This is a genomic window from Nonomuraea sp. C10 (assembly GCF_008017515.1).
Taxonomy (GTDB): Bacteria; Actinomycetota; Actinomycetes; order Streptosporangiales; family Streptosporangiaceae; genus Nonomuraea; species Nonomuraea ferruginea.
In genome coordinates this window covers 379,668-405,319 of record NZ_VPFF01000001.1, presented here as the reverse complement: position 1 = coordinate 405,319, position 25,652 = coordinate 379,668, and the positions used below count along the sequence as shown (strand labels likewise).

The 25,652-nt window shown below is 72.3% G+C and carries 21 protein-coding genes; 10 read left to right on the top strand and 11 right to left on the bottom strand.

Translation table 11 applies throughout. From position 1 onward, the window contains the following. Window positions 1-86 precede the first annotated feature (86 nt). From FR742_RS01885 to FR742_RS01875, 3 genes are all read left to right on the top strand, one after another. Window positions 87-1,292, top strand: a complete 1,206-nt coding sequence (locus tag FR742_RS01885) for a zinc-dependent metalloprotease (RefSeq protein WP_148034288.1) — start codon at window positions 87-89, stop codon at window positions 1,290-1,292. Then, entirely contained in the window at window positions 1,289-1,861 is a 573-nt protein-coding gene (locus tag FR742_RS01880; protein WP_148029298.1) for an NUDIX hydrolase, read from the top strand. Before FR742_RS01885 ends, FR742_RS01880 begins: the two co-directional genes overlap by 4 nt. Before the next feature lie 63 nt (window positions 1,862-1,924). Further along, entirely contained in the window at window positions 1,925-2,926 is a 1,002-nt protein-coding gene (locus FR742_RS01875; protein WP_261808314.1) for an endonuclease/exonuclease/phosphatase family protein, read from the top strand. Here the strand turns inward: FR742_RS01875 and FR742_RS01870 are convergent. Continuing rightward, on the bottom strand, window positions 2,913-3,497 hold the full coding sequence (locus tag FR742_RS01870) for a hypothetical protein (RefSeq protein ID WP_187280951.1): 585 nt from the start codon (window positions 3,495-3,497) through the stop codon (window positions 2,913-2,915). The two genes, FR742_RS01875 and FR742_RS01870, sit on opposite strands and share 14 nt — an antisense overlap. Beyond that, window positions 3,494-4,009, bottom strand: a complete 516-nt coding sequence (locus FR742_RS01865; protein WP_261808313.1) for a M48 family metallopeptidase — start codon at window positions 4,007-4,009, stop codon at window positions 3,494-3,496. The genes FR742_RS01870 and FR742_RS01865 overlap by 4 nt, the downstream gene beginning before the upstream one ends. 325 nt (window positions 4,010-4,334) lie before the next feature. Here FR742_RS01865 and FR742_RS44245 point away from each other — a divergent pair, with 325 nt between their 5' ends. Then, a complete protein-coding gene (locus tag FR742_RS44245) occupies window positions 4,335-5,687 on the top strand; it encodes a thiamine biosynthesis protein ThiF (RefSeq protein ID WP_187280950.1) in 1,353 nt (450 codons plus the stop codon). A gap of 16 nt (window positions 5,688-5,703) precedes the next feature. Beyond that, window positions 5,704-7,041, top strand: coding sequence for an AarF/ABC1/UbiB kinase family protein (locus tag FR742_RS01855; protein WP_148029295.1), 1,338 nt, complete (start codon window positions 5,704-5,706; stop codon window positions 7,039-7,041). A gap of 42 nt (window positions 7,042-7,083) precedes the next feature. Here FR742_RS01855 and FR742_RS45545 read toward each other — a convergent pair whose 3' ends face one another. Further along, window positions 7,084-7,446 (bottom strand): hypothetical protein, encoded by a 363-nt coding sequence (locus FR742_RS45545; RefSeq protein WP_148029294.1) that lies wholly within the window; start codon window positions 7,444-7,446, stop codon window positions 7,084-7,086. A 30-nt stretch (window positions 7,447-7,476) separates the two neighbouring features. On the opposite strand from FR742_RS45545, the gene FR742_RS01845 reads away from it, so the two are divergent. Then, window positions 7,477-9,438 carry a heavy metal translocating P-type ATPase gene (locus FR742_RS01845; protein WP_148029293.1) on the top strand — a complete coding sequence of 654 codons (1,962 nt, stop codon included), beginning with the start codon at window positions 7,477-7,479 and terminating at the stop codon, window positions 9,436-9,438. Window positions 9,439-9,832: 394 nt separating this feature from the next. Beyond that, window positions 9,833-10,423 carry a hypothetical protein gene (locus tag FR742_RS01840; protein WP_148029292.1) on the top strand — a complete coding sequence of 197 codons (591 nt, stop codon included), beginning with the start codon at window positions 9,833-9,835 and terminating at the stop codon, window positions 10,421-10,423. 92 nt (window positions 10,424-10,515) lie between these two features. Here FR742_RS01840 and FR742_RS01835 read toward each other — a convergent pair whose 3' ends face one another. The 5 genes from FR742_RS01835 to FR742_RS01815 form a co-directional block, all read right to left on the bottom strand. Next, the gene (locus FR742_RS01835) at window positions 10,516-10,713 is read right to left on the bottom strand and encodes a hypothetical protein (RefSeq protein ID WP_148029291.1); all 198 of its coding nucleotides are present in this window, start codon (window positions 10,711-10,713) and stop codon (window positions 10,516-10,518) included. Window positions 10,714-10,753: 40 nt separating this feature from the next. Further along, window positions 10,754-11,023 carry a WhiB family transcriptional regulator gene (locus FR742_RS01830; RefSeq protein WP_148029290.1) on the bottom strand — a complete coding sequence of 90 codons (270 nt, stop codon included), beginning with the start codon at window positions 11,021-11,023 and terminating at the stop codon, window positions 10,754-10,756. Between the two features lie 131 nt (window positions 11,024-11,154). Continuing rightward, window positions 11,155-11,451 (bottom strand): hypothetical protein, encoded by a 297-nt coding sequence (locus FR742_RS01825; protein ID WP_148029289.1) that lies wholly within the window; start codon window positions 11,449-11,451, stop codon window positions 11,155-11,157. Window positions 11,452-11,547: 96 nt separating this feature from the next. After that, on the bottom strand, window positions 11,548-12,432 hold the full coding sequence (gene tesB, locus FR742_RS01820) for an acyl-CoA thioesterase II (RefSeq protein WP_148029288.1): 885 nt from the start codon (window positions 12,430-12,432) through the stop codon (window positions 11,548-11,550). Between the two features lie 135 nt (window positions 12,433-12,567). Beyond that, entirely contained in the window at window positions 12,568-14,604 is a 2,037-nt protein-coding gene (locus FR742_RS01815; RefSeq protein WP_148034286.1) for an ATP-dependent DNA helicase UvrD2, read from the bottom strand. A 152-nt stretch (window positions 14,605-14,756) separates the two neighbouring features. Here FR742_RS01815 and FR742_RS01810 point away from each other — a divergent pair, with 152 nt between their 5' ends. Together FR742_RS01810 and FR742_RS01805 are read left to right on the top strand one after the other, a co-directional pair. After that, a complete protein-coding gene (locus FR742_RS01810; protein ID WP_261808311.1) occupies window positions 14,757-15,659 on the top strand; it encodes an alpha/beta hydrolase in 903 nt (300 codons plus the stop codon). 74 nt (window positions 15,660-15,733) lie between these two features. Then, window positions 15,734-15,982, top strand: coding sequence for a glutaredoxin domain-containing protein (locus FR742_RS01805; RefSeq protein ID WP_148029287.1), 249 nt, complete (start codon window positions 15,734-15,736; stop codon window positions 15,980-15,982). Window positions 15,983-16,027: 45 nt separating this feature from the next. Here the strand turns inward: FR742_RS01805 and nudC are convergent, their stop codons facing one another. After that, window positions 16,028-17,002: an NAD(+) diphosphatase gene (nudC, locus tag FR742_RS01800; protein ID WP_148029286.1), complete on the bottom strand. Its 975-nt coding sequence runs from the start codon at window positions 17,000-17,002 to the stop codon at window positions 16,028-16,030. 115 nt (window positions 17,003-17,117) lie between these two features. Between nudC and FR742_RS01795 the strand changes: the two genes are divergently transcribed. Beyond that, window positions 17,118-18,809, top strand: coding sequence for an IucA/IucC family protein (locus tag FR742_RS01795; RefSeq protein ID WP_148029285.1), 1,692 nt, complete (start codon window positions 17,118-17,120; stop codon window positions 18,807-18,809). Between the two features lie 313 nt (window positions 18,810-19,122). Here FR742_RS01795 and FR742_RS01790 read toward each other — a convergent pair whose 3' ends face one another. Both FR742_RS01790 and FR742_RS01785 read right to left on the bottom strand, forming a co-directional pair. Beyond that, complete coding sequence (locus FR742_RS01790; protein WP_148029284.1) at window positions 19,123-22,377, bottom strand: ATP-dependent DNA helicase; 3,255 nt, start codon at window positions 22,375-22,377, stop codon at window positions 19,123-19,125. Beyond that, complete coding sequence (locus tag FR742_RS01785; RefSeq protein WP_222708814.1) at window positions 22,371-25,568, bottom strand: ATP-dependent DNA helicase; 3,198 nt, start codon at window positions 25,566-25,568, stop codon at window positions 22,371-22,373. The genes FR742_RS01790 and FR742_RS01785 overlap by 7 nt, the downstream gene beginning before the upstream one ends. Between the last annotated feature and the right edge of the window lie 84 nt (window positions 25,569-25,652).

Genomic DNA, 25,652 nt, shown 5'->3' with positions numbered 1-25,652 from the left:
GATGTGGACTCCTCCATCCTGCACGAGGTAACGCGGTGACTGACCTGCCAGGTCGTGAAAACGACCCCAACGAAAACCCGTTCGCCATGTTCGGTGACCCTGAGCAGATGGCTCAGGCGATGCGCCAGTTCGCCGACATGCTGTCGGCGCCCCAGGGTTCAGGCCCTGTCAACTGGGACATGGCCAAGAACATCGCCCGCCACGCCGTCGTCGCGCAAGGCGACCCGAGCGTGATGGAGGGCGAGCGCCGCCAGATCGTCGAGGCGCTCAGCCTGGCCGACCTGTGGCTCAACGAGGCGACCACGCTGCCCAGCGGCGTGTCCAACCCGCAGGCGTGGAGCCGGTCCGAGTGGATCGAGAACACGATCCCGGTGTGGCGCAAGCTGGCCGAGCCGATCGCCGAGCGCATGGTCGAGACCATGGGCGGCGCCATCGGCGGCTCCGGGCTGCCACCCGAGGCCCAGCAGATGGCCGGGCCGCTGATGGGCATGCTCAAGCAGATGGGCGGCATGATGGTCGGCCAGCAGATCGGCCAGGCCATCGGCTCGCTGGCGCGTGAGGTGATCGGCACCACCGACATCGGCCTGCCGCTGTCCGGCACGGCCGCGCTGCTGCCCGGCGGCGTCGCCTCCTTCAGCTCCGGCCTCGAACACCCCGCCGACGAGATCAGGCTCTACCTGGCGCTGCGCGAGGCGGCGCACCACCGGCTGTTCCAGCACGTGCCGTGGCTCCGCGGCCACCTGCTCGGCGCCGTCGAGGAGTACGCCAAGGGCATCACGGTCGACACCTCGGCCCTTGAGGAGCAGATCCGCGGGCTCGACATCAACAACCCGCAGGCTCTCCAGGAGGCGCTGAGCGGCGGCGGGCTGCTCAAGCCCGAGGAGACCGAGCGCCAGAAGGCCGCCCTGGTCCGCCTGGAGACGATGCTGGCCCTGGTCGAGGGCTGGGTCGCGACGGTGGTCGACGACGCCGCCGCCGGCAAGCTGCCCTCCGCGGTCGCCCTGGCGGAGACCGTACGACGACGCCGCGCGACCGGCGGGCCGGCCGAGCTGACCTTCGGCACGCTCGTCGGGCTGGAGCTGCGCCCGCGCAGGCTGCGCGAGGCCGCCAAGCTGTGGCAGGCCGTCAAGGAGGCGCGCGGCGTCGACGGCCGCGACGCGCTGTGGTCGCACCCCGACCTCATCCCGACGGCCGACGACCTCGACGATCCCGAGGCATTCGTCCGGGGCGAGACCACGTGGGACATCTCCCAACTGGAGGAGAAGCCCCGCGACGAGGGCGACCAGAGTTGAGCCTGCACGACGACGCGGTGGCCGTGCTCACCGCGTGGACCGCGCCGACGGCCGGGGAGGAGTCGCTGCGCGCGGAGTTCCTCGACCACCTGGCGGCTCACGAGGACGCGATGCTGCGCGAGTGCGTGCCCGGCCATCTCACGGCGACCACGGCCGTGCTGTCGCACGACGGCGCGCGGGTGCTGCTCACCCTGCATCCGAAGGCCGGAATGTGGCTGCCGATGGGCGGCCACTGCGAGCCTTCCGACACCACGCTGGCCGGGGTGGCGCTGCGCGAGGCCGAGGAGGAGTCCGGCATCGCGGACCTGGAGCCGCTGCCCGGCCCGCTCGCGCTGGACCGCCACCGGGTGTGGTGCCATCCGCCGCACAGCTGGCATCTCGACGTCGAGTACGCCGCCGTCGCCCCGGAGGGCGCCGAGGCGGTGATCAGCGAGGAGTCCCTGGACCTGCGCTGGTTCCCGGTGGAGGAGATCCCCGAGCTGTCCGACGAGGCCACCCGCCGCCTCGCGGCCAGGGGACGCGCCGCGCTGGCGGAGAGGGTCGCCGCCGGTCGGGGGACGGCGGGCTGACCGGCGGTCCGGCCGTCAGCGGAGGCCGCTGAGGTTTCGTAACGTTCCAGAGAGGTTTTGGCAGTGGGCGTGTCCTCGGAGAGTCCTGTCGGGGGGACGATCGTCACGCCCGCGCGCCGGAGGCGCACCGGGCGCGCCGGGGCCGTGCTGACGTGGCTGGCCGTGACGCCGTTCGCGGCGTGGGCGGTGACGAGGCTGGCGGGGCTGGAGCGGGGGGCGATCCCCACCCAGATCATGACCGCGACCCCGTACGCGGCCGCCGGTTCGCTGGTCCCCCTGATGATCGCCGCGCTGGGGCGCAGGCGGGCCGCCACCGCGGTCGCGCTGCTGGCCAGCACGGTGCTGGGGTTCAGCGTGCTGCCCAGGACCCTCGGCGTGGCGGAGGCGACGGCGGGCCGGCCGTTCCGGGTGCTGACCGTCAACCTGCTGTTCGGCAGGGCCGACACGCAGACGATCATGAACATGGTGCGGGAGCTGCGGCCCGACGTGCTGAACACGCAGGAGCTGACGCCCGGCGCGGTCGACGGGCTCGACGCGGCCGGTTTGACGGAGGTCATGCCGCACCGCGTGCTGCAGGCGGAGTGGAGCGCGGGCGGCAGCGGCATCTTCTCCCGCTTCCCGCTGGAGCCGCTGGATGACGCGCTGCCCCCGCTGGAGGGCCACAACATGCCGGTGGCCAGGCTGTCGCTGCCCGGCGGGGCGCCGGTCGAGCTCTTCGACGTGCATCCGGTGCCGCCGATCGGGCCGCATGCGGCCGCCTGGCAGAAGGCGCTGGAGTCACTGCCCGGCCCGTCCGGCGGCACGGTGCGCATCCTGGCAGGCGACTTCAACGCCTCGCTCGACCACGTGCCGATGCGCCGACTGCTGGCCCGCGGCTACAAGGACGCCGCCGACCAGGTGGGCGCCGGGCTGATCCCGACCTGGCCGGCCAACAGGCGGATCCCGCCGATCATCACGATCGACCACGTGCTGGTGGACGAGCGGGTGGGGGTGAAGGCGGTCAGCGTGCACGACGTGCCCGGCACCGACCATCGGGCGGTGTTCGCGGAGCTCAGCGTGCCGTGAGCAGGGCGCGGGTGCTCTCCCAGCCTTCGAGGCCGGGGTCGAGACGCTCGGCGTCGCCGGGGGCGCGCAGCCGGTGCCAGCCGGGCGTGGCCGCCACCATGCGGCGTCCGGGCGCCTGCGCGCGCAGCGCCGCCACCGGATCGGGGTCATCCAGGTCGGGATCCGCCCAGGCGGGCGGCGGCAGGCTGCAGGCGAGCGCGACGGCACCGCCCCCTTCGGCGGGGCTGACGGTGATCAGCGCGCGTCCGAGCTCGCGGAAGAGCTTGCCGATCAGCAGCGGCGGCAGGTCGGGCGCGTCGGCGGCGACGATCGCGGCCTGATCGCCCTTGAGCAACTGCAGAACGTCCTTTACCGGGTCGTCCTCGCCTATTTCGAGGATCTCGGTGCCGGGCCAGACGAGGTCGTCGAGACCGGGGACGCTCGTCGCCAGGACGGGGGTGACCAGCTCCAGGCCGGCGACCATCTCGTAGGTGTCTTCCGCGATCGCCTCCAGCCAGCGGGCGGGGTCGACCCCTGGCGGCGCGGATCGGGCCATGCGCTCCCGTACGAGAACCGCGACGGTACGCGTCAACACTCCTCCGGGGCGTTCTGGGCGGCGGCGGAGAATCCCTCCAGGAAGCCGCGGGCGCGTTCCGCCTTCGGGTAGCGCTCCACCAGGGTCCAGAACCGGGGGCCGTGGCTGGGCACGAGCAGGTGGACGAGTTCGTGGACGATGACGTAGTTGATGACCCACTCGGGCAGGCCCTTGAGCCTGGTCGAGATGCGGATCGTGCCTGTCTCCGGGGTGCAGGAGCCCCATCGGTGGTGCTGGTTGTCGACCCACCGCACGCTCGCGGGCCGGGCTTTGCCGTCGAGGTATTTCGCCGAAAGGTCCTTCGCCCGCTCCAGCAGCGCCTCGTCCGTCGGCCGTCGCTTGCGCTCCTTGGCCGCGAGCCGATCGAGCATCCGGCTCACCCATTCGTCCTCGTCCTCGCCGCTGAGCCAGGCGGGCAGGAGCACGATCGTCTTGTCGCCGTCGCGGTAAGCGGAGACCGTACGCCGGCGACGAGAACTGCGACGGACCTCGACTGTCTCGGGGGGCACATATGCACGGTAGCCGACACTCGCGGAATTCCCCAGAGGGCGAGTCATGTTTCTGCTGGTCAGATGATTAAGAGCCGGTGAATTTGGGCAAGCGCGGTTTCCCGATCCTGATCACCGCGGCACGCCGGAAGTGTCGTTCTGAGCGTGGATTCAAGAGCTGGGTGACATCCGGTCAAGGACTCGCGGCGCGATCGTTCTGCGGTTTCGACTTTACCAAGAATTTAATGTCAGTGGTTGTCCACAGGGTTTCGGGGGCTTGGCCGGTTATCCACAGCGGCGGGCGTTCCGGAGCGGGATCTTGAATTCACGTGCAAATCTTCGGGCCATGAGGCCACGTGTACATCCCGCCCTCCCCCGTGTCGACCGTGACGAGCGGACGCTCCAGCTCGGTGCGCATCCCGGGCGGGCCGTCGTCCTGACCGGGCTCAGCAGGGCCGCCCGGCGGTGGCTCGACAGGCTCGACGGCGTCCGCGACCTGGCCGGGGCGTTGCGCGAGGCGCGGTCGGCCGGGCTGCCGGAGGTTGCCGCCCGTGACCTGCTCGACCAGCTCGGCCGGTCCGGCGTGCTCGACGACGCGGGCGGGCCCGCCCTTCCGCTGCCGCTGGCCGAGCTCGACCGGATGCGGCCCGATCTGGACGCGATGGATCTGGCCGGGGCCGCGCCCGGCGGCGGGCGGGAGTCGCTGCTGCGCAGGGCGCGGTCGCGGGTGCGGGTCTACGGCGCGGGCCGGGTGGGGGCGCAGGTGGTCGCCTTGCTGGCGGCGGGCGGCGTGGGCGGGATCCGGGTGTTCGACCCTGAGCCCACGCGGCCCCGCGACCTGGTGCCCGGCGGGCTGACGTGGGCGGAGGTCGGGATGCCGCGGCAGGACGGCGCGGTCGCGGTGGCCGCGAGACTGGCCCATCCCGGCGAAGGCGGGGAAGACACGGGGGTGGCTCGTGGCGGCGAGGGCCGGGATGGCCCAAGGCCGGCTCGTTCCGGCGGCGGGAAGCGGTCTCGTGCCGGTGATGGAGAGGGACGACCCGCTGGTGCCGGCGATGGTGGGGGGCGGGCCGCTCGTGCCGGTGCGGGTCGCGTTGCCGCAGGGCAGCGACGGGCGGTCAGCGGCTTGGGTGAGCGTGCGGTGGTGGAGGTGCGGGCGGGCGGGCCGTATCTGGGTGACGGGACCGAGCGTCCCGATCTCGTGATCCTCACTCCGGTCCGGCCGCTGGACATGGTGCTGGTCAACGAGTTGACGGCGCTGGGCATCCCGCATCTGCTCGGATCCGCCTTTGAAGGGCATGGATCCGCGGGTCCGCTCGTTGTACCTGGACAGACCGCCTGTTTGCACTGCCTAGACTTGACCAGACGGGATCATGATCCGGCCTGGCCGGTCGTCACCGCCGGGCTCGGTGGCTATCCCCCCGGGGAGATCGCCTGCGACGCCTCCCTGGCGGCCTCCGTCGCCGCCGCGGTGGCCGGTCATGCCCTGAACTTCCTCGATGGTCACGCCTCGGCTGTGACGAACGGCACAACCGACATATCGCCTGATCGACATTGGAAGCACCGATCGTGGACAATCCACCCGCAATGTCGTTGTATACGAACCTATCCATATCCGCTAACAATGGTCATGTCAGCTACCTGCGATTCACAAGCCCAGGTAACGACCGACGAAGGGGGGAAGCGGCATCTCGGCTGAGATTCCGCACATCAGGATGAGCGATCTTCCTCGCCGCGCCGTCACGCGCTCCGCCAAGCTGGCCACCCTGCCCCTCAGTTTCGCCGGACGCACCGCCCTCGGGCTGGGCAAGCGCATCGGCGGCAAGTCCGCCGAAATGGTCGCCGAGGAGATCCAGCAGCGCACCGCCGAGCAGATCTTCAAGGTGCTGGGCGAGCTCAAGGGCGGCGCGATGAAGCTCGGCCAGGCGCTGTCCATCTTCGAGGCCGCCCTGCCGCCCGAGATCGTCGCCCCCTACCGCGCCACGCTCACCAAGCTCCAGGACGCGGCGCCCCCGCTCCCGGTCGCCACCGTCCACAAGGTGCTGACCGAGCAGCTCGGTGACGACTGGCGCGACCATTTCCAGTCCTTCGACGACGAGCCGACCGCCGCCGCCTCCATCGGCCAGGTCCACCGGGCCGTCTGGCATGACGGCAGGGAGGCAGCGGTCAAGATCCAGTACCCCGGCGCCGGCAAGGCCCTGCTCGGCGACTTCGCCCAGCTCGCCCGGCTCGGCAAGCTGTTCGGGGTGCTCATGCCCGGCCTCGACATCAAGTCCGTCCTCGCCGAGCTGCGTGAGCGGGTCGCCGAGGAGCTCGACTACCTCCGCGAGGCCGAGGCCCAGCACGCCTTCGCGCTCGAGTTCCACGACGACCCCGACTTCCACGTGCCCGACGTCATCGCCGCCAACGAGACCGTGCTGGTCACCGAGTGGATGGACGGCGTCCCGCTGTCGCGTGTCATCACCGAGGGCACGAAGGAGGAGCGCGACCGGGCCGGGCTGCTGTTCGTCCGCTTCCTGTTCTGCTCCCCCGCCAGGGTCGGCATGCTCCACGCCGACCCCCACCCGGGCAACTTCCGCATGCTGCCCAACGGCAAGCTGGGCGTCCTCGACTTCGGCGCCGTCAGCCGGGGCGGCTACCCGCTGGCGTTCGGGCAGCTCACCCGCATCTTCAACCAGGGCGACATGGACACCGTGATCGCCGGGCTGCGGGCGGAGGGCTTCATCCGGCCCGACATCGAGATCGACCCCGACGCGCTGCGCGCCTTCCTGTCGCCCTACGTGGAGCCGACGGCGGTGGAGGAGTTCACGTTCAGCCGCGCCTGGCTGCAGACACAGGCCGCCTCGGCGACCGACCTGCGGCCCGGCAACGTGGTCCGCCAGCTCAACCTGCCGGCCTCGTACGTGCTCATCCACCGGGTTCACATGGCGGGGATCGGGGTCCTGTGCCAGCTGGGCACCACGGCACGTTTTCGCGACGAGGTGATCCGCTGGGTTCCGGGCTTCTCCGACGACACCATCGACCCCGACGACATGGCCCTCGTCACCACCTGATCTCCGCACCCGCGCCTTCATGACCAGGTTCGAACGGGCGTATCACCGCGGATTGGTGGAACACGCGTAAGTCGGGGTATGAATGCCCGCTCCTCCTCCGTGGGGGAACGGGCTCCCTTCCCGCCGACATACCGGGGTTGAGATCCGAGCATGAGTACGCGCCGCAACCATCCGCACACTCCAGGACCGGACACACCCGGCCATCAGGCCGATCACGACGGTCATGGCATCCATGGCGCTCACGAAGGCCACGGCGGCCGTGGTGATCAGGGCGACCGTGGTGATCAAGGGGGTCACGGCGGTCAGAACGGTCGCGGCGCTCACGAAGGCCAGGATGGCCATGCCGGTCAGGACGGGCACGGCGGGCACGGCAGGCATAACGCTCACGGCGGGCATGGTGATCATGTTGGGCAGTTCCGGCGGCTGTTCTGGATCATGCTGGTCCTGGCGGTCCCCGTGGTGGGGTTCAACGAGATGTTCGCCCACATCATCGGCTACCGCCTGCCTGATTCCGCGTGGGTGCCGTGGGTCTCACCGGTGCTGGGCACCGTCGTCTATTTCTGGGGCGGACGGCCGTTCCTGACCGGGGCGGTCTCGGAGATCCGCTCCCGCCGGCCCGGCATGATGCTGCTCGTCGGCCTCGCTATCACGGTGGCGTTCGTCGCCTCCTGGGGTGCCAGCCTGCACGTGCTCGACGAGGAGCTGAACTTCTGGTGGGAGCTGGCCCTGCTGGTCGTCATCATGCTCCTGGGCCACTGGATCGAGATGCGCTCCCTGGCGCAGACCACCTCGGCTCTGGATTCCCTGGCGGCCCTGCTGCCCGACGAGGCCGAGAAGGTCGACGGCGACGACGTGGTCAAGGTCGCCCCGGCCGACCTGGTGGTCGGTGACGTCGTCATCGTCCGTCCCGGCGCCTCGGTCCCCGCCGACGGGAAGATCATCGACGGTTCCGCGAGCATGGACGAGTCCATGGTCACCGGAGAGTCCAAGCCGGTGCGCCGCGAGGCCGGCGAACAGGTGGTCGCCGGCACCGTCGCCACCGACTCCGGCCTCCGCGTCGAGGTCACCGCCATCGGCGACGACACCGCCCTGGCGGGCATCCAGCGACTCGTCGCCGACGCCCAGGCCTCGTCCTCGCGTGCCCAGCGCGTCGCCGACACCGCGGCGGCGTGGCTGTTCTGGTTCGCCCTGGGTGCCGCCGCGATCGCCGCCGTCGTCTGGGCCCTCGTCGGGCTGCCCGACAGCGGGATCGTGCGGACCATCACCGTGCTCGTCATCGCCTGCCCGCACGCTCTGGGCCTGGCGATCCCGCTGGTGGTGTCCATCGCCACCGAGCGCGCCGCCCGGGGAGGCGTGCTGGTCAAGGACCGTCTCGCGCTGGAGTCGATGCGCACCGTCGATGCCGTCCTGTTCGACAAGACCGGCACCCTGACCAAGGGCGAACCCACCGTGACCGGGATCGAGCCGGTCGGCGGTCGCGGCGCGGACGAGGTGCTGGCCCTGGCCGCGGCGGCGGAGAGCGACAGCGAGCATCCGCTGGCCAAGGCCATCGTCGGCGCGGCCCGTACGCGTGGGCTGGACGTGCCCCAGGCCAGCGAGTTCTCCTCCTCCCCCGCGGTCGGCGTGAAGGCGACCGCGAACGGCACCGTGATCGAGGTCGGCGGCCCGTACCTCCTCGACGAGCACGGCCTGGACGAGCTTCCCGTCGCCGGTGAGTGGCGGACGGAGGGGGCGATCATCCTGCACGTCCTCGCCGGCGGCCAGGTGATCGGCGCGCTCCGGCTGGCCGACGAGATCCGGCCCGAGTCCCGCGACGCCGTCGACGCCCTGCACGCCGTGGGCGTCCAGGTCGTGATGATCACCGGTGACGCCCGGGCCGTCGCCGACACCGTGGCCGCCGAGCTCGGCATCGACCGGGTGTTCGCCGGGGTGCGGCCGGAGGACAAGGCGGCCAAGGTCGCGGAGCTGCAGTCGGAGGGCAGGAAGGTCGCCATGGTCGGCGACGGCGTCAACGACGCCCCCGCGCTGGCCCAGGCCGACGTCGGCATCGCGATCGGGGCCGGCACCGATGTGGCGATCGGCTCGGCCGGGGTGATCCTCGTCTCCTCGGATCCGCGCTCGGTGCTCTCCGTCATCGATCTGTCGCGGGCGAGCTTCCGGAAGATGAAGCAGAACCTGTGGTGGGCCGCCGGCTACAACCTGATCTCGGTGCCCCTGGCCGCCGGGGTGCTCGCGCCGATCGGGTTCGTGCTGCCGATGAGCGTCGGGGCGATCCTCATGTCGGCCTCGACCGTCGTGGTCGCGCTGAACGCCCAGCTGCTGCGCCGGCTCGACCTCACGCCGGCACACAGCACGAAAACGTTCCTCGACCACGCGACACCCGCCCGGACACCCTGAACGCCCGGCGGCGGGTGCGGCCGGGCACGCAGAGGGCCGACACCTGGACGACCGGCGGCGGATGCGGCCGAGCGCGCACGGGCCGATACCTGAACGACCGGCGACGGATGCGGCCGGGCGTATGGGCCGGCACTTGGACGACCGGCGGAGGATGCCGCCGGGCGCGCACGGGCCGGTACCTGGACGACCGGCGGCGGGTGCGGTCGGCGGCTGTTCGCGGTGCGAGGTGGTGAAGGCGTCGACGACCAGCGCGTTCCGTGGGTGGCCGCCGTCGGTTCGGACGTCCCCGTGGCCTCTTTCGGGGTTCTTACGGATGGCGGCGGGCCATCGGCCCGGCCGGAAAGCACGCCTGATGATGGCGGCAACCATCGTCGAGTGAAAGGCGGGATCCGGGATGGGTCTCTTCCGCATGGCCGGGTCAGCCGGCTATGTCTGCGCCGTGCTGCTCGTCTTCAACGTGTTCCGGCGGGCCGGGGTGGTCCCCGAGACGCCGGTCACGCACGCGGTGGCGCCGTTCGCGGCGCTGTCCGGGCTGTTCGCGATCACCGGGCTCTACCTGCTCATCCGGAGCGGGACCGGCGGGCTCGGGCTGGCCGGGTACGTGCTCAACGGCGCCGGGCTGGCCGGGGCGTTCGCCGTCGAGTACACGCTGCACTTCGTCTTCCCGTCGCTCCCCGGCGCGACGGTGAGCGGGCTGCTGGCCGGAGGGACGGGGACGGCGTTCCTGGTGACCTCGGCGGTGCTGCTGTCGGGGGTGCTGCTGTTCGGCGTGGCGGCGATCCGGTCGGGGACGCTGCCGGTCGCCGCCTTGCTGCTCTACGCGGCGGGGATGGTGCCCGGGTCGCTGCGCGGGGTCGTGCCGGAGTGGGCCTACCTCGGCGGGCTGGTCGTCGCGGCGGCGGGCATCGCGTGGATGTCGGCCCGCCTCTTCGCCGCCGCCGGGACGGCCGATCCCGTGAGGAGACCGGCCGGCCAGCACGCGTAGAACCGAACGCGGAAGACCCGCGCGGAACCGTCGTTCCGCGCGGGTCTGATTCTCGGCGGGGAGGTCCTTCGCCGGCGGCAGGACCTCCCCTGTCATAGCACCAGTCGCAACGCCCGGTTCAGGCGCTCGTTGGCGCGCTGGACACCACGCTGCGCCCTGCGGACGCGGCTGATGCGGGAGGCCAAGCGCTGCTCCTCCGCCTCGCGGTGGAGGGTCCGTATTCGGTCGTTGACCAGTTCATGGTAGAGATACGGGGCCGAGAACTCGCCGCTCGTCGGGATGAGGCTCATCAGATCGTCTTCTTTCTGCTGGTGTTGCTGGATCGGTGGGTCAGGCCGCGACCGGGTGCTTACGCGGACGGCCACGCGGACGCTTGCGGGGCACGATGGTCCCGCGGAGGATGAGCTCGCCGCCCCAGACGCCCCACGGCTCCTCGCGCTCGAGCGCGCGCTCGAGGCAGGCCTTCTGGATCGGGCACCCGGTGCAGAGCGCCTTGGCGAACTCGACGTCCTCCGGCGACTCGGCGAACCACAGGTCAGGGTCGGTACGACAGGGGATCTCGGCTTCGTCGATCAGGTCCATGATCGTCTTCGCCCCCATCAGGATTCTCCTTTGATCGAACACGTTGTTCTTGGTCGGGACACACCTCGTGGGTGATCGGGATCACGGACAAACAAAGAGGCCGCGGATCCTGTCTGCGGATCCGCGGCCTGGGGGCTGCTGTGTGCCGGTCAGGTTATGACCGGAGCATCCCTCCAGGGTTGCGGACCCACTCCACGCTTGGCGATCGGCTGGGTCGGCACTTCGGCGCCTGCGGTGCCCGCAGGGACGCCCAGAGCGACGGCTGCGGCGAAGACGGGAGCACCGGAGGTGACGGCGCCGGCGTGGGCGCGCGCATACATCAGGGACTCCTGGCGACGGGCAGACTCGTCCTGCCGCAGCTTGGCCGGCCCACTGACGAGCCTCACCGAGTCACGGCACGCGGAAAGCAGCCACTGCGTGGCCGGCGTGTTGTTGATGCTGATCACTGTGACTCACCTCCGCTCTGGGATCGTCGGGCAGGGACGCCCGACTCGCTTGACCATGACCCTAAACCCGGATCTCGGGGTTGGGCAACGTATTTTCTACCTGCGATTTCGTGACAAATTCGTGCGGATCATGGCCTCCTGGACCACGGACACCACGAGTTCACCCGAGGCGTTGAACATCTCCCCCCGCGCGAGCCCTCTGGCGCCTCCGGCGGAGGGCGACTGCTGCGCGTAGAGCAGCCACTCGTCGGCCCTGAACGGCCGGTGGAACCAGATGGCGTGATCCAGCGAGGCGCCCATGATGTCGGAGGCGCCCCAGGCCAAGCCGTGCGCGAGCAGGATCGTGTCGACCAGGGTGTAGTCGGAGGCGTAGGCGGCCAGCACGACGTGCAGCAGCGGGTCGTCGGGCAGGTCGGCGTCGAAGCGGAACCACACGTTGGTCTCGGTGCTGCGCAGGTCGGGGTCGAGATGCGCCTCCCAGACCAGCGGGGAGACGTAGCGGGCGTCGACCGGGCGCGGCCGGGCCAGCCACTCACGCTGCTCGTGGTCCTCCCCGACCAGCGCGGTCATCTGCTCCTGGAAGGTCGGCAGCGTCTCGGGGGCGGGCACCACCGGCATCGCCGAGGCCTGGTGCTCGATGCCCGGCTCCTCGACGTGGAACGAGGCCGACATCGTGAAGATCGCCTTGCCGTGCTGGATCGCCACCACCCGCCGGGTGGAGAACGACCGGCCGTCGCGGACCCGCTCGACGTCGTAGACGATCGGGATGGCCGGGTCGCCGGGGCGGATGAAGTAGGCGTGCAGGGAGTGGACGTTCTTGCCGGCCGGGACGGTGCGCCCGGCGGCGACGAGAGCCTGCGCGGCGACCTGCCCGCCGAAGACGCGCTGGACGCGCTCCTCCGGGCTCCGGCCGCGGAACATGTCCTGCTCGATCTGCTCCAGGTCGAGCAGGTCGAGCACTTCCTTCAGGGCCTCGTTCACTCATCCCCCTTCACGCGGCACGCGCGAGCAACCCCCCGGGCTCGCCCCCTTATGGTGGCATCCCGTGGTTTCGCGGTGGTTACGACGGTGTCGTCCTGAGCCGGAGACGACAGGACAGGATACGCGGGGTCAGGGTCAGGAGCCGCGGCACAGGCCGAGCACCGCCTCCCCGTAGCGGTCGAGCTTGACCCGGCCGACGCCCGCGATCGACAGCAGCTCCTGCTCGGTCGTCGGCGCCCGCTCGGCGATGGCCTGCAGCGTCACGTCCGTGAACACGACGTACGGCGGGATCTTGGCCTCCTTGGCCGTGGCCGTGCGCCAGGCCTTCAGGCTCTCCAGCAGCGCCTCGTCGTAGTCTGCCGGGCAGGTCGCGCACCGTCCGAGCTTCTGCTCGGCCGCGGCCACCAGGGTCTTGGCGCAGACCCGGCAGCTGACCGGGGCCGCCACCTCCCTGCGGTCGCGGGCGGGCGCGGCGGGCCGCGACGGCGCGGACGGGCGGCCCGTCAGCCCGTCGAGGAACCGGGACGGGCGGCGGCTCCTGCGCCCGCCCGGCGCGCGGGCCAGCGCCCACGACAGCGAAAGGTGCAGCCGAGCACGGGTGACGCCGACGTACAGCAGCCGGCGCTCCTCCTCGATCTGCTCCGGCGTCTCCGCGTAGATGATCGGCACCATGCCGTCGGTGAGGCCGACCAGGAAGACGGCGTCCCACTCCAGGCCCTTGGCGGCGTGCAGGGAGGCGAGCGTGACGCCCTCGACGGGCGGCGCGTGCTGCTCGGCGGCGCGGCGCTCCAGCTCGGCCACGAACGCCGGCAGGTCGGCGCCCTCGGCCGCCAGGTCCTCCGCCAGGTCGGCCAGGGCCTTGAGCGACTCCCACTTCTCACGCGCCTTGCCGCCGCCGGGCGGCGAGGGGGTCAGCCCGACGCCGGTCAGGATGTCGTGGACCTCGGAGGCCAGCGGCTCGCCGCTGTGGGAGCGGGCCGCGCCGCGCAGCAGCACGACGGCCTGCCGCACCTCGGGCCGCTCGAAGAAGCGCTCCGCGCCGCGCACCACGTACGGGATCTCCGCCTTCGACAGCGCCTCCTCGTAAGACTCGGACTGCGAGTTGGTACGGAAGAGGATCGCGATCTCGCGGGACGGGACGCCCTGGTCGATCAGCTTGCGGATGCCGCGCGCGACGCCGGCGGCCTCGGCGGGCTCGTCGTCGTAGTCGGCGAACACCGGCCTGGGGCCGTCGGGGCGCTGCGCGACGAGCTCCAGACGGTGAGGCGACTTGCTCTTGGCGATGACGAGGTTGGCCAAGTTGACCACCTGGGGGGTGGAGCGGTAGTCGCGCACCAGCTTGATGACCGCGGCGTCCGGGAACTCGACCGCGAAGCCGGTCAGGTAGCGCGGGGTGGCGCCGGTGAAGCTGTAGATCGTCTGGTTGGGGTCGCCGACCACGCACAGGTCGTCGCGGCCGCCGAGCCAGGTGTCGAGCAGCAGCTTCTGCAGCGGGTTGACGTCCTGGTACTCGTCGACGACGAAGTAGCGGTACTGCTGGCGGATCTGGGCGGCGACCTCGGCGTGCTCGGTCATCACCGCCGCGGTCAGCTCCAGGATCGTCTCGAAGTCGACGAGGTGGCGCTCGCGCCGGATCCGCTCGTACGCCTCGTACAGGCGCACCACCTCCTCGGCGGGAACCGGAGGGGTGCGGTGGTGCTTGGCGGCGGCGGCGACGTAGTCGTCGGGGCCGATCTGGGTGACCTTGGCCCACTCGACCTCGGCGGCGATGTCTCGCAGCTCGGACCGTTCGGGATTTTTCCGGATCTGGCGGCAGGCTTCGACCAGCACCGGAAGCTTGGACTCGATCACCGACGGCGCCTCGCCGCCGATCACCCGCGGCCAGAAGTAGGTGAGCTGCCGCAGCGCGGCGGCGTGGAACGTGCGCGCCTGCACCGCCGGCGCGCCCAGCTCGCGCAGCCGCTGGCGCAGCTCGCCCGCGGCACGTGTGGTGAACGTCACTGCCAGCACGCTCCGCGCGTCGGCCGCCCCGCTGCGCACCGCGTGCGCGATCCTGTGGGTGATGGCCCTGGTCTTGCCCGTGCCGGCTCCGGCCAGCACGCACACCGGGCCGCGCACGGTCTCGGCCACCTCGCGCTGCTCGGGGTCGAGCCCGGACAACACGTCGTCCACGCTGCTCACCTGTCCATCCTCCCAGCCGGTGGCGGTCCGGGAGCCATTCTGGCAACAGGTGGCCGCACCCGTTTCACAGGCAACGAGATGCAAACAACCGGTCTCTTCCACCACAATGGGGCCCGACCATCTGGCGGGGAGGAAGGAAAGCCGTGCGTACAGCGGTTTCCCTGAGCGCGATCGCGCTCGCTTGTGTCGCGCTCACCCCGGTGGGCGCGCAGGCGGCGCAGGATCCGACGCCGGGTCCCGCGGTGACCATGCCGACCGACCCTGACGGCATCGGCGGGCATGCCACGGAGACCATCTCCTACGGCAAGCACCGCCGCCAGCAGATGGACGTGTGGTGGACCCCCGACGGCATGCAACGGCCCGGAGTCTTCATCGTCCACGGCGGCTGGTGGTCCAGCGGCGACAAGCGGGGCATGACCCAGATCGCCCGCTCGTACGCCGACATGGGCTACACGGTCTTCAATATCAACTACCGGCTGTCGACCCAGGCGGCCTGGCCCGCGCAGCGCACCGACGCGCTGGCCGCGATCGCCGCCGCCCGCCGCCACGCCGACCGGTGGGCGTTCGACGCGAACAACTACGTGGTGGTCGGCTTCTCCGCCGGCGGCCACATCGCCGCCGCCGTCGGCACCTTCGGCAACGGCACGCAGGGGCTGAAGGGCGTGGTCGGGCTGTCGCCGATCATCTCCCCGCTGCGCGCCTACACCGACGGCGCCGCGGCCACCCAGCCCAACAAGGTACGACTGCGCAAGGCGGCGGTCCGGCTGGCCGGCGGCTGCCATCCCAAGGGCAAGTGCTCGCGGGTGTGGGCCAGCATGGAGGTCGCCTGGCACGCCAGCCGCAAGGACGCGCCGATGCTCACCGTGCACGCCCAGGACGAGTTCGTGCCGCCGCAGCAGAGCGAGCTGGTCAAGGACGCTCTCGGCAAGCTCGGCGTGCCCGTGAAGATCATCACCGTCCCCGGTCAGTCCCACAGCACCACCCTCTACCGCGAGATGGGCGTGGCCGAGCGCGTCCAGGCGTGGATCGCCGGCCGCATCGGGTGAGGGATTAACCAGGCCACTCGCGTTGTTGCACCGAACGCCTTCGTTTCCCCTGACCTTGGAGGGATTCCCCAGCGATGACGCTCACGGTCTACAGCACCACGTGGTGCGGCCCCTGCAAGCGGCTCAAGTCCCAGCTGACCCGGGAGGGCATCAGCTTCACCGAGGTCGACATCGAGCGCGACCCGGACGCGGCCACCTTCGTCATGAGCGTCAACGGCGGCAACCAGGTGGTGCCCACGGTGGTCATCGAAACCCCGAACGGGCGCATCGTCCGCACGAACCCGTCCGCCCGCGAGGTCAAGGCCCTCCTCGAACCGGCCTGAGACGAACTACTCCGAAGACCTGGGTGCGTGGATCACCCAGGTCTTCTACCAGTCACCCGTCAGAGCGCTGCCGTACCACGTCTCTATGAGCCGGCGGGCGATCGAGACCGGCGGCGGGAGGCGGACCTCGCCGGTTTCGAGCGCGCGGGCCAGGTCCTCGCGGGAGAACCAGCGGGCCTCGGCGATCTCCTCGGCGTCCGGGGTGAGGTCGGTGGAGAGCGCCTGGGCGAAGAAGCCGAGCATGAGACTGCGCGGGAAGGGCCACGGCTGGCTGCCGAGGTAGCGCGGGTTGGTGACGAGGATGCCGACCTCCTCCGCCACCTCGCGGACGACGGCGGCCTCCAGCGACTCGCCGGGCTCGACGAACCCGGCCAGGATCGACAGGCGTCCCTCCGGCCACTGAGGACCGCGGGCCAGGAGGCAGCGGTCGTCGGGGTCGCGGATCAGCATGATGACCGCCGGGTCGACCCGGGGGAAGTGCTGGCTGCCGTCGTGAGGGCAGACCCGGATGTGGCCGCCCGCCTCGACGGCCGTGCGCGCGCCGCAGCGCGGGCAGAACTGGTGGGTGCTGTGCCAGGCCTCCAGCGCCACGGCGTAGACCAGGAGGCCGGCGTCGCGGTCGCCGAGCAGACCGCCCGCCTGGCGCAGCCCCGCCGGCATCGGGTGACCCTCGGGGGCGTCGTGCGGGCTCATCGGTACGGTGACGCGCCCGTTGACGTCGCCCGGCGGGGAACCGGGCAGCGGGGCGGCCACGGCGAAGTAGGCGACACCGTCGGCGACGCCGAGCAGGAAGCGCTCGCCGGCCGGGGCGTCGGCCGTGGTGTAGAGCACCGCCCGCACCTCGTCGCCGGCGCGTTCGACGAGGGTGCGGCCGTTGTCGATGACGAGCACCCGGGTGGAGGGGGCGTTCCAGGCACGTTCCAGCCACGCGCTGTCGGATCTCAGTGCGGCCGATCTGTCGATGGTGCCCCGGGCCAGGAGCAGCGGTCCGATGAGTTGCTCTTCCGCTTGCGTTTCCACAGGGTCCACCCTTCCAAACTCTCTGTCATCCTATGGCGGCTTCGGGAAGATCTTCGAAGGGGTTAGGATCTTGGGTAGTTAGGCAGACCTTACTTGCAGGGCCCGGGGGTGCCGCGTGCGGGAGTCTCACCTGGCCGCCCGGGTGCTGGACGCGCTGCTGCGCGAAGACTACGGCGGCCTGTCGTCCCAGGTCGTCAGGGGCCGGGGCGGCGTCGGGCTGACACTGGCCGACGGGAGGCTGGTGCGGCTGGCGCCGGGTGCGCCCTTCCAGGACTTCGTGGTGGCGGCCGGGGAGTTGCTGGGCCTGGAGCAGGTGCTGGACACGCTGGCGGAGATCGCTCCCGAGGAGGACGCCGACGGGGTCAAGGCGTTCTTCGACGAGTGCGTGGCGGCGCTGGCCGCGCTGGAGCTGCACGACGCGCGGCCTCCCGGGGTGCGGTCGTACGAGACGCTGGCGGCCCTCGCCGACCATCCCTGCTATCCGACCGCGCGGGCACGGCCCGGGGTGCCGGACGGGGAGCTGGCCGCGTACGCGCCGGAGTTCGGGCCCGTGTTCGAGCTGCGCTGGGCGGCGGTGCCGCGTCGCATGCTGGAGCCGGGCTCGGCGCCACGGCTGCCGCCGGACGTCCTGGCGTCCCAGGGTGCCGGTGCGTTCTCCCGGGAGCCGCTCGGGCCGGACGAGGTGCTGTTCCCCGTCCATCCGCTGACGGTCGACGAGGCGCGGCGGGCCGGGGCGCGGGTGCTCGACGTACGGCGCGGCACCGTACGGCCTACCGCGTCGATGCGCGCCGTCGAGGCCGGGCCGCGCACGCACCTGGTGCTGCCGCTGCCGGTCAGCGTCCTCGGCACGCGCGACCACCTCGGCATCGAACCGGGCAGCCTGAGCGCCGCGGCCCGCGTGGAGCCGCTCCTGCGCGCGCTGGCCGGCCCTGAGGTGCTGGTGGCGGGCGAGCAGGAGTACGCGCGTGCCGGGCACGAACACCTCGCCTGGCTGGTGCGCCGACTGCCGGAGGGCCGTCGCGTCCCGGTAGCGGCGCTGACCCTGCCTGACACCCCGGACAAGCCCGGCACACAGGACCAGCCTGACGCTCAACATCGACCGGGTCCCCGCGCCCGGACCAGCTTGAGTGCTGAGGTCGAGCTGCAAGGCGAGGTGCCTGAGGGAGTGCCGGACGGGGTGCCTGGCCAGCGGGGCGAGCTGCCAGGCGGGGTGCGGGGCGGACCTGGCGGGGTGCGGGGCGAGCTCCAAGCTGAGCTGCAAGGCGGGGTGCCTGGCGAGGTGGTGGATGTGCCGGTCGCCTATGTGCGTGCGCTGTTGCGGTGGAGCGTGCGGCTGCTGGTGGAGTACGGGGTGGTGCCGGAGGTCCGGTGGCACGACGCGGCGCTGGTGCTGGTGGATGGCGCGATGAAAGTGCTCGTGCAGGGGCATGACGGGGTGTTGGTCTCGCCCGCGAGGCTGGCGGCGGCGGGGATCGTGGCGCCGGGGCTGCCCGAGCGGATGCTGACCGACGACCCGCACGCGCTGGCGGACGCGTTCGTGACGGGCGCGCTGCATCTGGGCGCGGCGGCGGTCGCGTTCGCGGTGCTGCCTCCGGCCGACGCGGCCGCGCTGCTGCGCCGCTCGCTGGAGGAGGCGTTGCGACCGTACGACGCCCATCCGACGGCCAGGCTGCTACGGGCCAGAACGCTCGACGCGGCCAGGCTCACCGGCAGGCCGTGGCTGACGGCCGGCACGCTGGCGTCAGCGGAGCGGCTGTCCACCAAGCCGCCACGCATGAGCGGCCCGAACTACCTGCGCCTACGCTGACGCCCTCAACCCAGACGCGCCACCGCGACCCAGCGGTACGACGCTGACGCTTTCCGGCCGGACATACCACCGGACCGAACAGTACGGCGCTGACGCCCTTGGTCCCGACGCGCCGCCGCAGCGTAGCGGCGCGGTGCTGACGTCCCCAGAGGACGGACACACCACCGCGACGCAGCGGTACGGCGCTGACACCCTCGGGCCGGACCCACCGCCGTGGTACGGCGCTCACGTCCTCGGGCCGGGCGCGCCGCCGTGGCGTAACGGTGTGGTGCTGACCTTCCGGAGGGCGGATGCGCGGCGGTGGGGTGTGGGGTCAGGTTGTGGGGACCGATTCGATGAGTGCTACCAGGCCGTCGGCGTCGAGCAGGTTGACGGGGCGGACGGTGAGGTTGGCGCGGACGTAGTGGAAGGCCGCGCCGACGCGGTCCAGGGGCACGCCGACCAGGTGGGACCAGGCCAGGCGGTACGCGGCGAGTTGCACGGACGCGGCGCGGGCCGCCTTGCCCTTGGGCGGGCGCCCGGTCTTCCAGTCGACGACCTCGTAGCGGCCGTCGGGCAGCTCGAAGACGGCGTCCATGCGGCCGCGCACCAGCCGGTCGGCGATCATGGTCTCGAACGGCACTTCCATGTCGACCGGCCGCCGATCCGCCCACTCGCTCTGCTCGAACCGCTCCTGCAGCTCAGCCAGCCGAACGTCGGCCTCCTCCGGCTCGACGTCCAGGCCGAGCTCGAAGTCGTCGATGAGCCGCTGCTGGTCCCAGCGGGTCTCCAGCCACCTGTGGAAGGAGGTGCCGCGCCGGGCCAGCGGGGCGGGCTTGATCGGGACCGGGCGGCGGATCCTGCGAGCCAGCTCGCGCGGGTCGTCCGCCAGGGTGACGAGGGACGAGACGGTCAGCCTGGCGGGCAGCTCGACAGTGGTGGAGTCGGGCCGCCGGTGCAGCTCGCGCTCGCGCAGCAGCAGGTCGGTGTCGCGCTCCCATGCCTGGACGCGTTCCTCCTCGAAGGCGCGCAACGCCTCGTCCTCGTCGCCGTCCAGGCCGCCCGCGAGCGCGTCCTCCACCAGCCGGGCGCCGTCGAGAACGGATTCGTACCGCAGACCGGCAGGCTCGACCGGCCAGATGGCCTGGGGCGGCTCGGCCAGCAGCGGGTTGGTGGCGCCGGGTTCGAGGTCCGGGGCCCAGACCGCGACCCGGTCGGCGGTGTCGCGGATCTCCAGCAGGAACTCCGACGGCGCGAGCGGCTTGGAGGCGGTGCCCCACCGGTAGCCGGAGGCGATCAGGTGGTAGTGGGCACGGGTGACGGCCACGTACGCCAGCCGCCGCTCCTCCATGAGGTCCCTGGCGCGGCAGTGCTCGTCGAAGGCGGCCAGCTCCTCCTTGCCGAGGCCGGTGAGCCGGGGCAGGTCGGCGGCGTCGCCACGGAGCGGGTAGGGCAGCTTGCGCGGGTTCTCCGTCCAGCGGCCGTTCACGACGGGGGTGGCGGGGAACACGCTGCCCGTGGTGATCGTGCCCATGGAGCTGAGGAGCTGCGACAGTCCGGGCACGACCACGACGGGCCACTCAAGGCCCTTGGAGGCGTGCACGGTCATCAGCTTGACGCTGTTGCTCTCGCCGACCCGGCCGCCCTCCAGCCCGAACTCCTCGCTCTCAGCCGCCTCCAGGTAGGCGAGGAACGCGCCCAGCGTCGGGTCCTCGGCGTCGCCCGCGAACCGGGAGGCCGCGTCCAGGAACGCGTCCAGGTCGGCCCTGGCGGCGAACGCGCTCGCCGTGCCGCTGCGGGCGGCCACCTCGATGTCCAGGCCGAGCCGCCGCTCCACCTCGCTGATCAGGTCGGGCAGCGGCTGCGCGGTGTGCGCGCGGAGCTGGCGCAGCTCGTGCGCGAGCGCGACCAGCCGGGTGGCGGCCAGCGGCGAGAACGACGCCAGCCACTCCTCCCTGTCGGGCAGCTCGTCCAGCGCGTCGACCAGGCTGCCCTGCTCGTCGGCCAGGTCGGCGACGGCCTGCTCCAGCGGGTCGTCCTCGTGGCGGCTCTCGCGGGACTGGCGGACCAGCTCGCGGGCGTGGTCGCCGAGCACCCGCAGGTCGGCGGGGCCGATCCGCCAGCGTGGCCCGGCCAGCAGCCGGGCCAGCGCGTCGCCGGCGGTCGCGTCGTAGAGCACGCGCAGCGTGGCCACGATGTCGCTCACCTCGGGCACGGTGAGCAGGCCGCCGAGACCGACCACCTCGACCGGGATGTCCCGGTCCTCCAGCGCCCTGCGCAGGGCGGGGAACTGCGAGCGCTTGCGGGCCAGGATGGCGACGTCCTGCGGCTGGATGGCTAGGGTCTTCTTGCGCTCCTTGTCGCCCCAGGGCAGCCCGTCGGGCGCGACCTCCTGGCCGATCAGCTTGGCGACCATGCCGGCGATCCACGCGGCCTCGTCCTCGGCGGTCTCGTGGAAGGCGCAGGTGACCCGGCCCCGGTCGACCCGGTTGGCGCCGGGGACCAGCACCGGCACCTCGCGGGCCTCCATGCGCAGCGGGAGCTGGACCCGGGCGGCGACGTCGAGCACCCGGTCGCCGTTGCGGAAGCTGACGCTGAGCTGCCGCACCGGCGCCGGGTCTCCTGAGGCGGCGCGGAAGTCGGCCGGGAAGCGGCGCAGGTTGCCGGCCGAGGCGCCGCGCCAGCCGTAGATGGACTGGCAGGGGTCGCCGACGGCGGTGACGGGGTGCCCGCCGCCGAACAGCGAGCGCAGCAGCACGAGCTGGGCGTGGCTGGTGTCCTGGTACTCGTCGAGCAGCACCACAGCGAAGCGGGAGCGCTCGATCTCGCCGACCTCCTTGTGCCCGGCGGCGATCCGCGCCGCCAGCGCCATCTGGTCGCCGTAGTCGATGACCTCCCGCCTGCGCTTGAGTCTCTCGTACGCTTCCACGAGCGGCAGCAGCTGCTCCCTGGCCTCGTGCACGACGACCGGCCGGCCCTGCGCCTTGGTGACGCGGCCGGGCAGCTCGGCGTGCCGGTCGCGGAGCCATTCGCCGATCCTGCGCACGTCGCCGGGGCCGCGCAGGTGCTCCGACAGCTCGCCGGCGAGCTCCAGGACGGCGGCGGTGACCGAGGCGGGGCCCAGCTCGATCCTGTCCATCGGCCCGTCGTACATGGCGACGACGCGCGAGGCGAGCTGCCAGGAGACGGCCGGGGTGACCAGCCGCATGGTGGGCTCCAGCGCCTCGCGCAGCGCGTGGTCGGTGACGAGGCGCGAGGCGTAGGCGTGGTAGGTGGAGACGGTCGGCTCGTCGTGCAGCAGCTCGGGCTCGACCAGGCCGGCCTCGGCGAGCCCGGCGAGCCGTTCCCTGACGCGGGTGGCCAGCTCGGCGGCGGCCTTGCGGGTGAACGTCAGGCCGAGCACGTTCGCGGGCTTGACCAGGCCGTTGGCGACCAGCCAGACCACGCGGCCGGCCATGGTCTCGCTCTTGCCCGAGCCCGCGCCGGCCATGACGACCATCGGCTCCAGCGGGGCCTCGATGACGGTGGCCTGTTCGGCGGTGGGCGGCAGGATGCCGAGCTTGTCGGCCAGTTCGACCGGGTTCAGCACACCTGTCCCCCGCTGTCGTTCACGGGGCAGCTCGCCCTGGCCGCGCAGGTGCGGCAGCCGTCGTTCGTCCTGGCCTGGAAGAGCGGGCCGGACATGCCTATCGCCACGGTGTCGACCAGGTCCTTGGCCCAGCCGGGGTTCTGGTCGTCGGCGAGCGCGTCCTGCTTCTGCTCGATCGCGTCGTGCTTGCCCGCCGCCTTGCCGAGCTGGACGAGCGCGGCGCCGCCCGGCTCGTCCATGCCGTGCCTGGCGAACGCGCCCAGCAGCGCGGCGAGCTGGTAGACGCCGAGCTGGGGGTGGCGGTCGAGGTCGCCGGGCCTGGGTTTGGAGCCGCCGGTCTTGAGGTCGATGATCACCGCGCGGCCGTCCTCGTCGCGCTCCAGCCGGTCGACCCGGCCCTTGATCTGGACGCCTTCGGCGATGGTGGCCACGAACGACTCCTCCAGGGCGATCAGGTCGCGGCCGTTGTCCTCCTGCCAGCGCAGGAACTTGCCGATCATCTGCTCGGCCACCTGCCGCTGCTTGCGGTTGAACCAGACGCCGCCGAAGTCGAGCTCCTTCCAGACGTCGTCGAGGCGTTTGCCGAGCATGTCCTCGTCGGGCAGGCCGGTGGCGGCGATCACGGCGAGCGCGTGGATGACGTTGCCGAGGCCCTGCGCGGTGCTGGTGCCGGCGGCGCCGACGGCCGTCTCCAGCAGCCAGCGCAGGCCGCACTTGGTGAAGCTCTCCACGGCGGACGGGGAGATGGTGACCACGTTGTCGGGCCAGCTCAGCGGCCGGTCGTCGGAGATCGGCGTGAGCGCGTACCAGTCGTTGGGGTGGGCGCCGGGCACGCCGGCGGCTGCGAGCCTGGCGAGCTGTCTGGCCGCGTTCCTGCGCATCTTCGCCGGTTTGGTGGGGTCGGTGACGGCGCTGCGCAGGTCGGCCACGAGCGCGGGCATGCTGAGCCAGCGCGACCGGTCGCCGACGCCGGCCTCCTCGACCGCGCCCGGCATCAGCTCGGACAGGAACCTGGACGGCCGCTCGTCGGTGTCCTCGCCGCCGACCGCGGTGACGACGAGCCGGTGACGGGCGCGGGTGGCGGCCACGTAGAACAGCCGCCGCTCCTCGGCCAGCAGCTTGGAGGCGAGCGAGGCCGCGTTCGGGCGGCCGCCCTCGACCACCTCGACGAGGTCCTCCACGCCGAGCATGGTGCCGCGCAGCCGCAGGTCGGGCCAGACCGCCTCCTGCACGCCCGTCACCACCACGATGTCCCACTCCAGGCCCTTGGCCCGGTGGGCGGTCAGCACGCGCACCGCGTCGCCGTCGGGGGCCCGCTCGGCCAGCGTGTCGCCGGGGATCTCCTGGGACGCCAGGTCGTCCAGGAACACCTCGGGCCCGGCCTTGGGCATCCGGTCGACGAACCGGGCGGCCTGGTCGAACAGCGCCACCACCGCGTCGAGGTCGCGGTCGGCCTGGGCGCCCCTGGTGCCGCCGGACAGGCTGGTGTCGGTCCACTTCCCGGCCAGTCCGGCGGCCTGCCAGACGGCCCACAGCACCTCTTCGGCGCTGCCCTGCTCCTCCACCGCCGTGCGGGCGGTGGCCAGCAGCTTGGCGACGCGCTCGGCGGGCACCGCGACGTGCGGCTCGATCCGTACGAGCTCGCGGGGGTCCCTGATCGCGGCGACCAGCAGCTCGCCGGACGAGCGCGGCACGTACGGGAGCTCAGGGGGGTCGGCGGCCAGCTCGTTCTCGGCGATCTTGAGCGCGCGGCGGAGGCGGCGCACGCCGATCATGTCGGTGCCGCCCAGCGGGCCGGTCAGCAACTCCTCGGCGACGTTCTCGTCCAGCTCGGCCGGGTCGACCGCGACCTTGAGCATCGTCAGCAGGGGGCGGACGCCGGGCTCCTGGGCGATCGGCACCTCGTCGCCGGCGATCATCGTGGGCACGCCGGCGTTGACCAGCGCCCGGCGCAGCAGGGGCACCTGGCGCTTGGCCGAGCGCACCAGCACCGCCATCCGGTGCCAGGGCACGCCCTCGATCAGGTGGGCGCGGCGCAGCGTGTCGGCCACCACCGCGGCCTCCTGGCTGGTGCTGTCGGCCAGCAGCACCCGCACCTCACCCGGCGGCGCGTCGGGCGACGGCACCAGGTCACGGTGCCCGCGCCCGCCGAAGGCCCGCCCGGCGGGCTCCGGCGCGGCGGGGTTCGGCGCGGGCTCCGGCGCGCCGGGGTTCGGCGCGGGGTCCGTGGTCGGCAGGGGGGCGGCGGGGAGGCGGGCGGCCACGCGCCGGGTCGCGGCCAGCAGGTCGGCGCCGCTGCGGCGGCACACGCGCAGCGCCACGATCGGCGCGTCGCGGCCGTCGAGGGTACGGAAGCGCTGCGGGAAGCCCAGGATGCCGTGCACGTCCGCGCCGCGGAACCCGTAGATCGACTGGTCGGGGTCGCCCACCGCGACCAGGTCGCGCCCGTCGCCGGCCAGTTGCTGGAGCAGGAACTCCTGGGCCGGGTCGGTGTCCTGGTACTCGTCCACGAACACGGCGTCGAGCGCGGCCCGCTCGCGCGCCCGCACGCCGGGGTCCGCCAGCAGCCTGCCCGCCTCGGCGATCAGCTCGGCGTAGTCGAGCGTCCGTTCAGGGTCGAGGTCGAAGCGGGTCTCGTAGCGGTCGGCGAAGCGGCCCACGGCCACCCAGTCGCCGCGCCCGTGCCGCCTGCCGAGTTCCCTGAGCCGCTCGCCGTCCAGCCCGCGCTCGGCGGCGCGGGACAGGAAGTCGCGCAGCTCCTCGGCGAACCCGCGGGTCCTGAGCGGCTCGCGCAGGTCTTCCGGCCAGTCGAGCGCGCCGTCCTCCAGCTCGCCGTGGAGCAGCCGCCGCACCTCCAGCAGTTGCTCGGGGCCGGTCAGCAGCCGGGGTGGCGGCTCGCCCGCCAGCACCGCCGCGCGGCGGAGCAGCGCGTAGGCGTAGGAGTGGAAGGTCATGGCCACCGGCGTGCGGGTGGTGCGGCGCAACCGCCCGGTGACGCGGCGGCGCAGCTCCTCGGCCGCCTTGCGGCTGAAGGTGAGGATCAGCACGCGCTCGGGGTCGGCGCCCCGGCGCTCGATCCGGTCGACCACGCTCTCGACGATCGTGGTGGTCTTGCCGGTGCCGGGCCCGGCCAGCACGAGCAGCGGGCCGCCGGGATGGCCGACCACCGCGCGCTGATGTTCGTCCAGCACAGGAGGCTCAGCAGGCCCCCCACTGCCACGGCGCACCAGCCGCCAGGTCTGACCACTCACAACCCTAGATTCCACCAGACCACA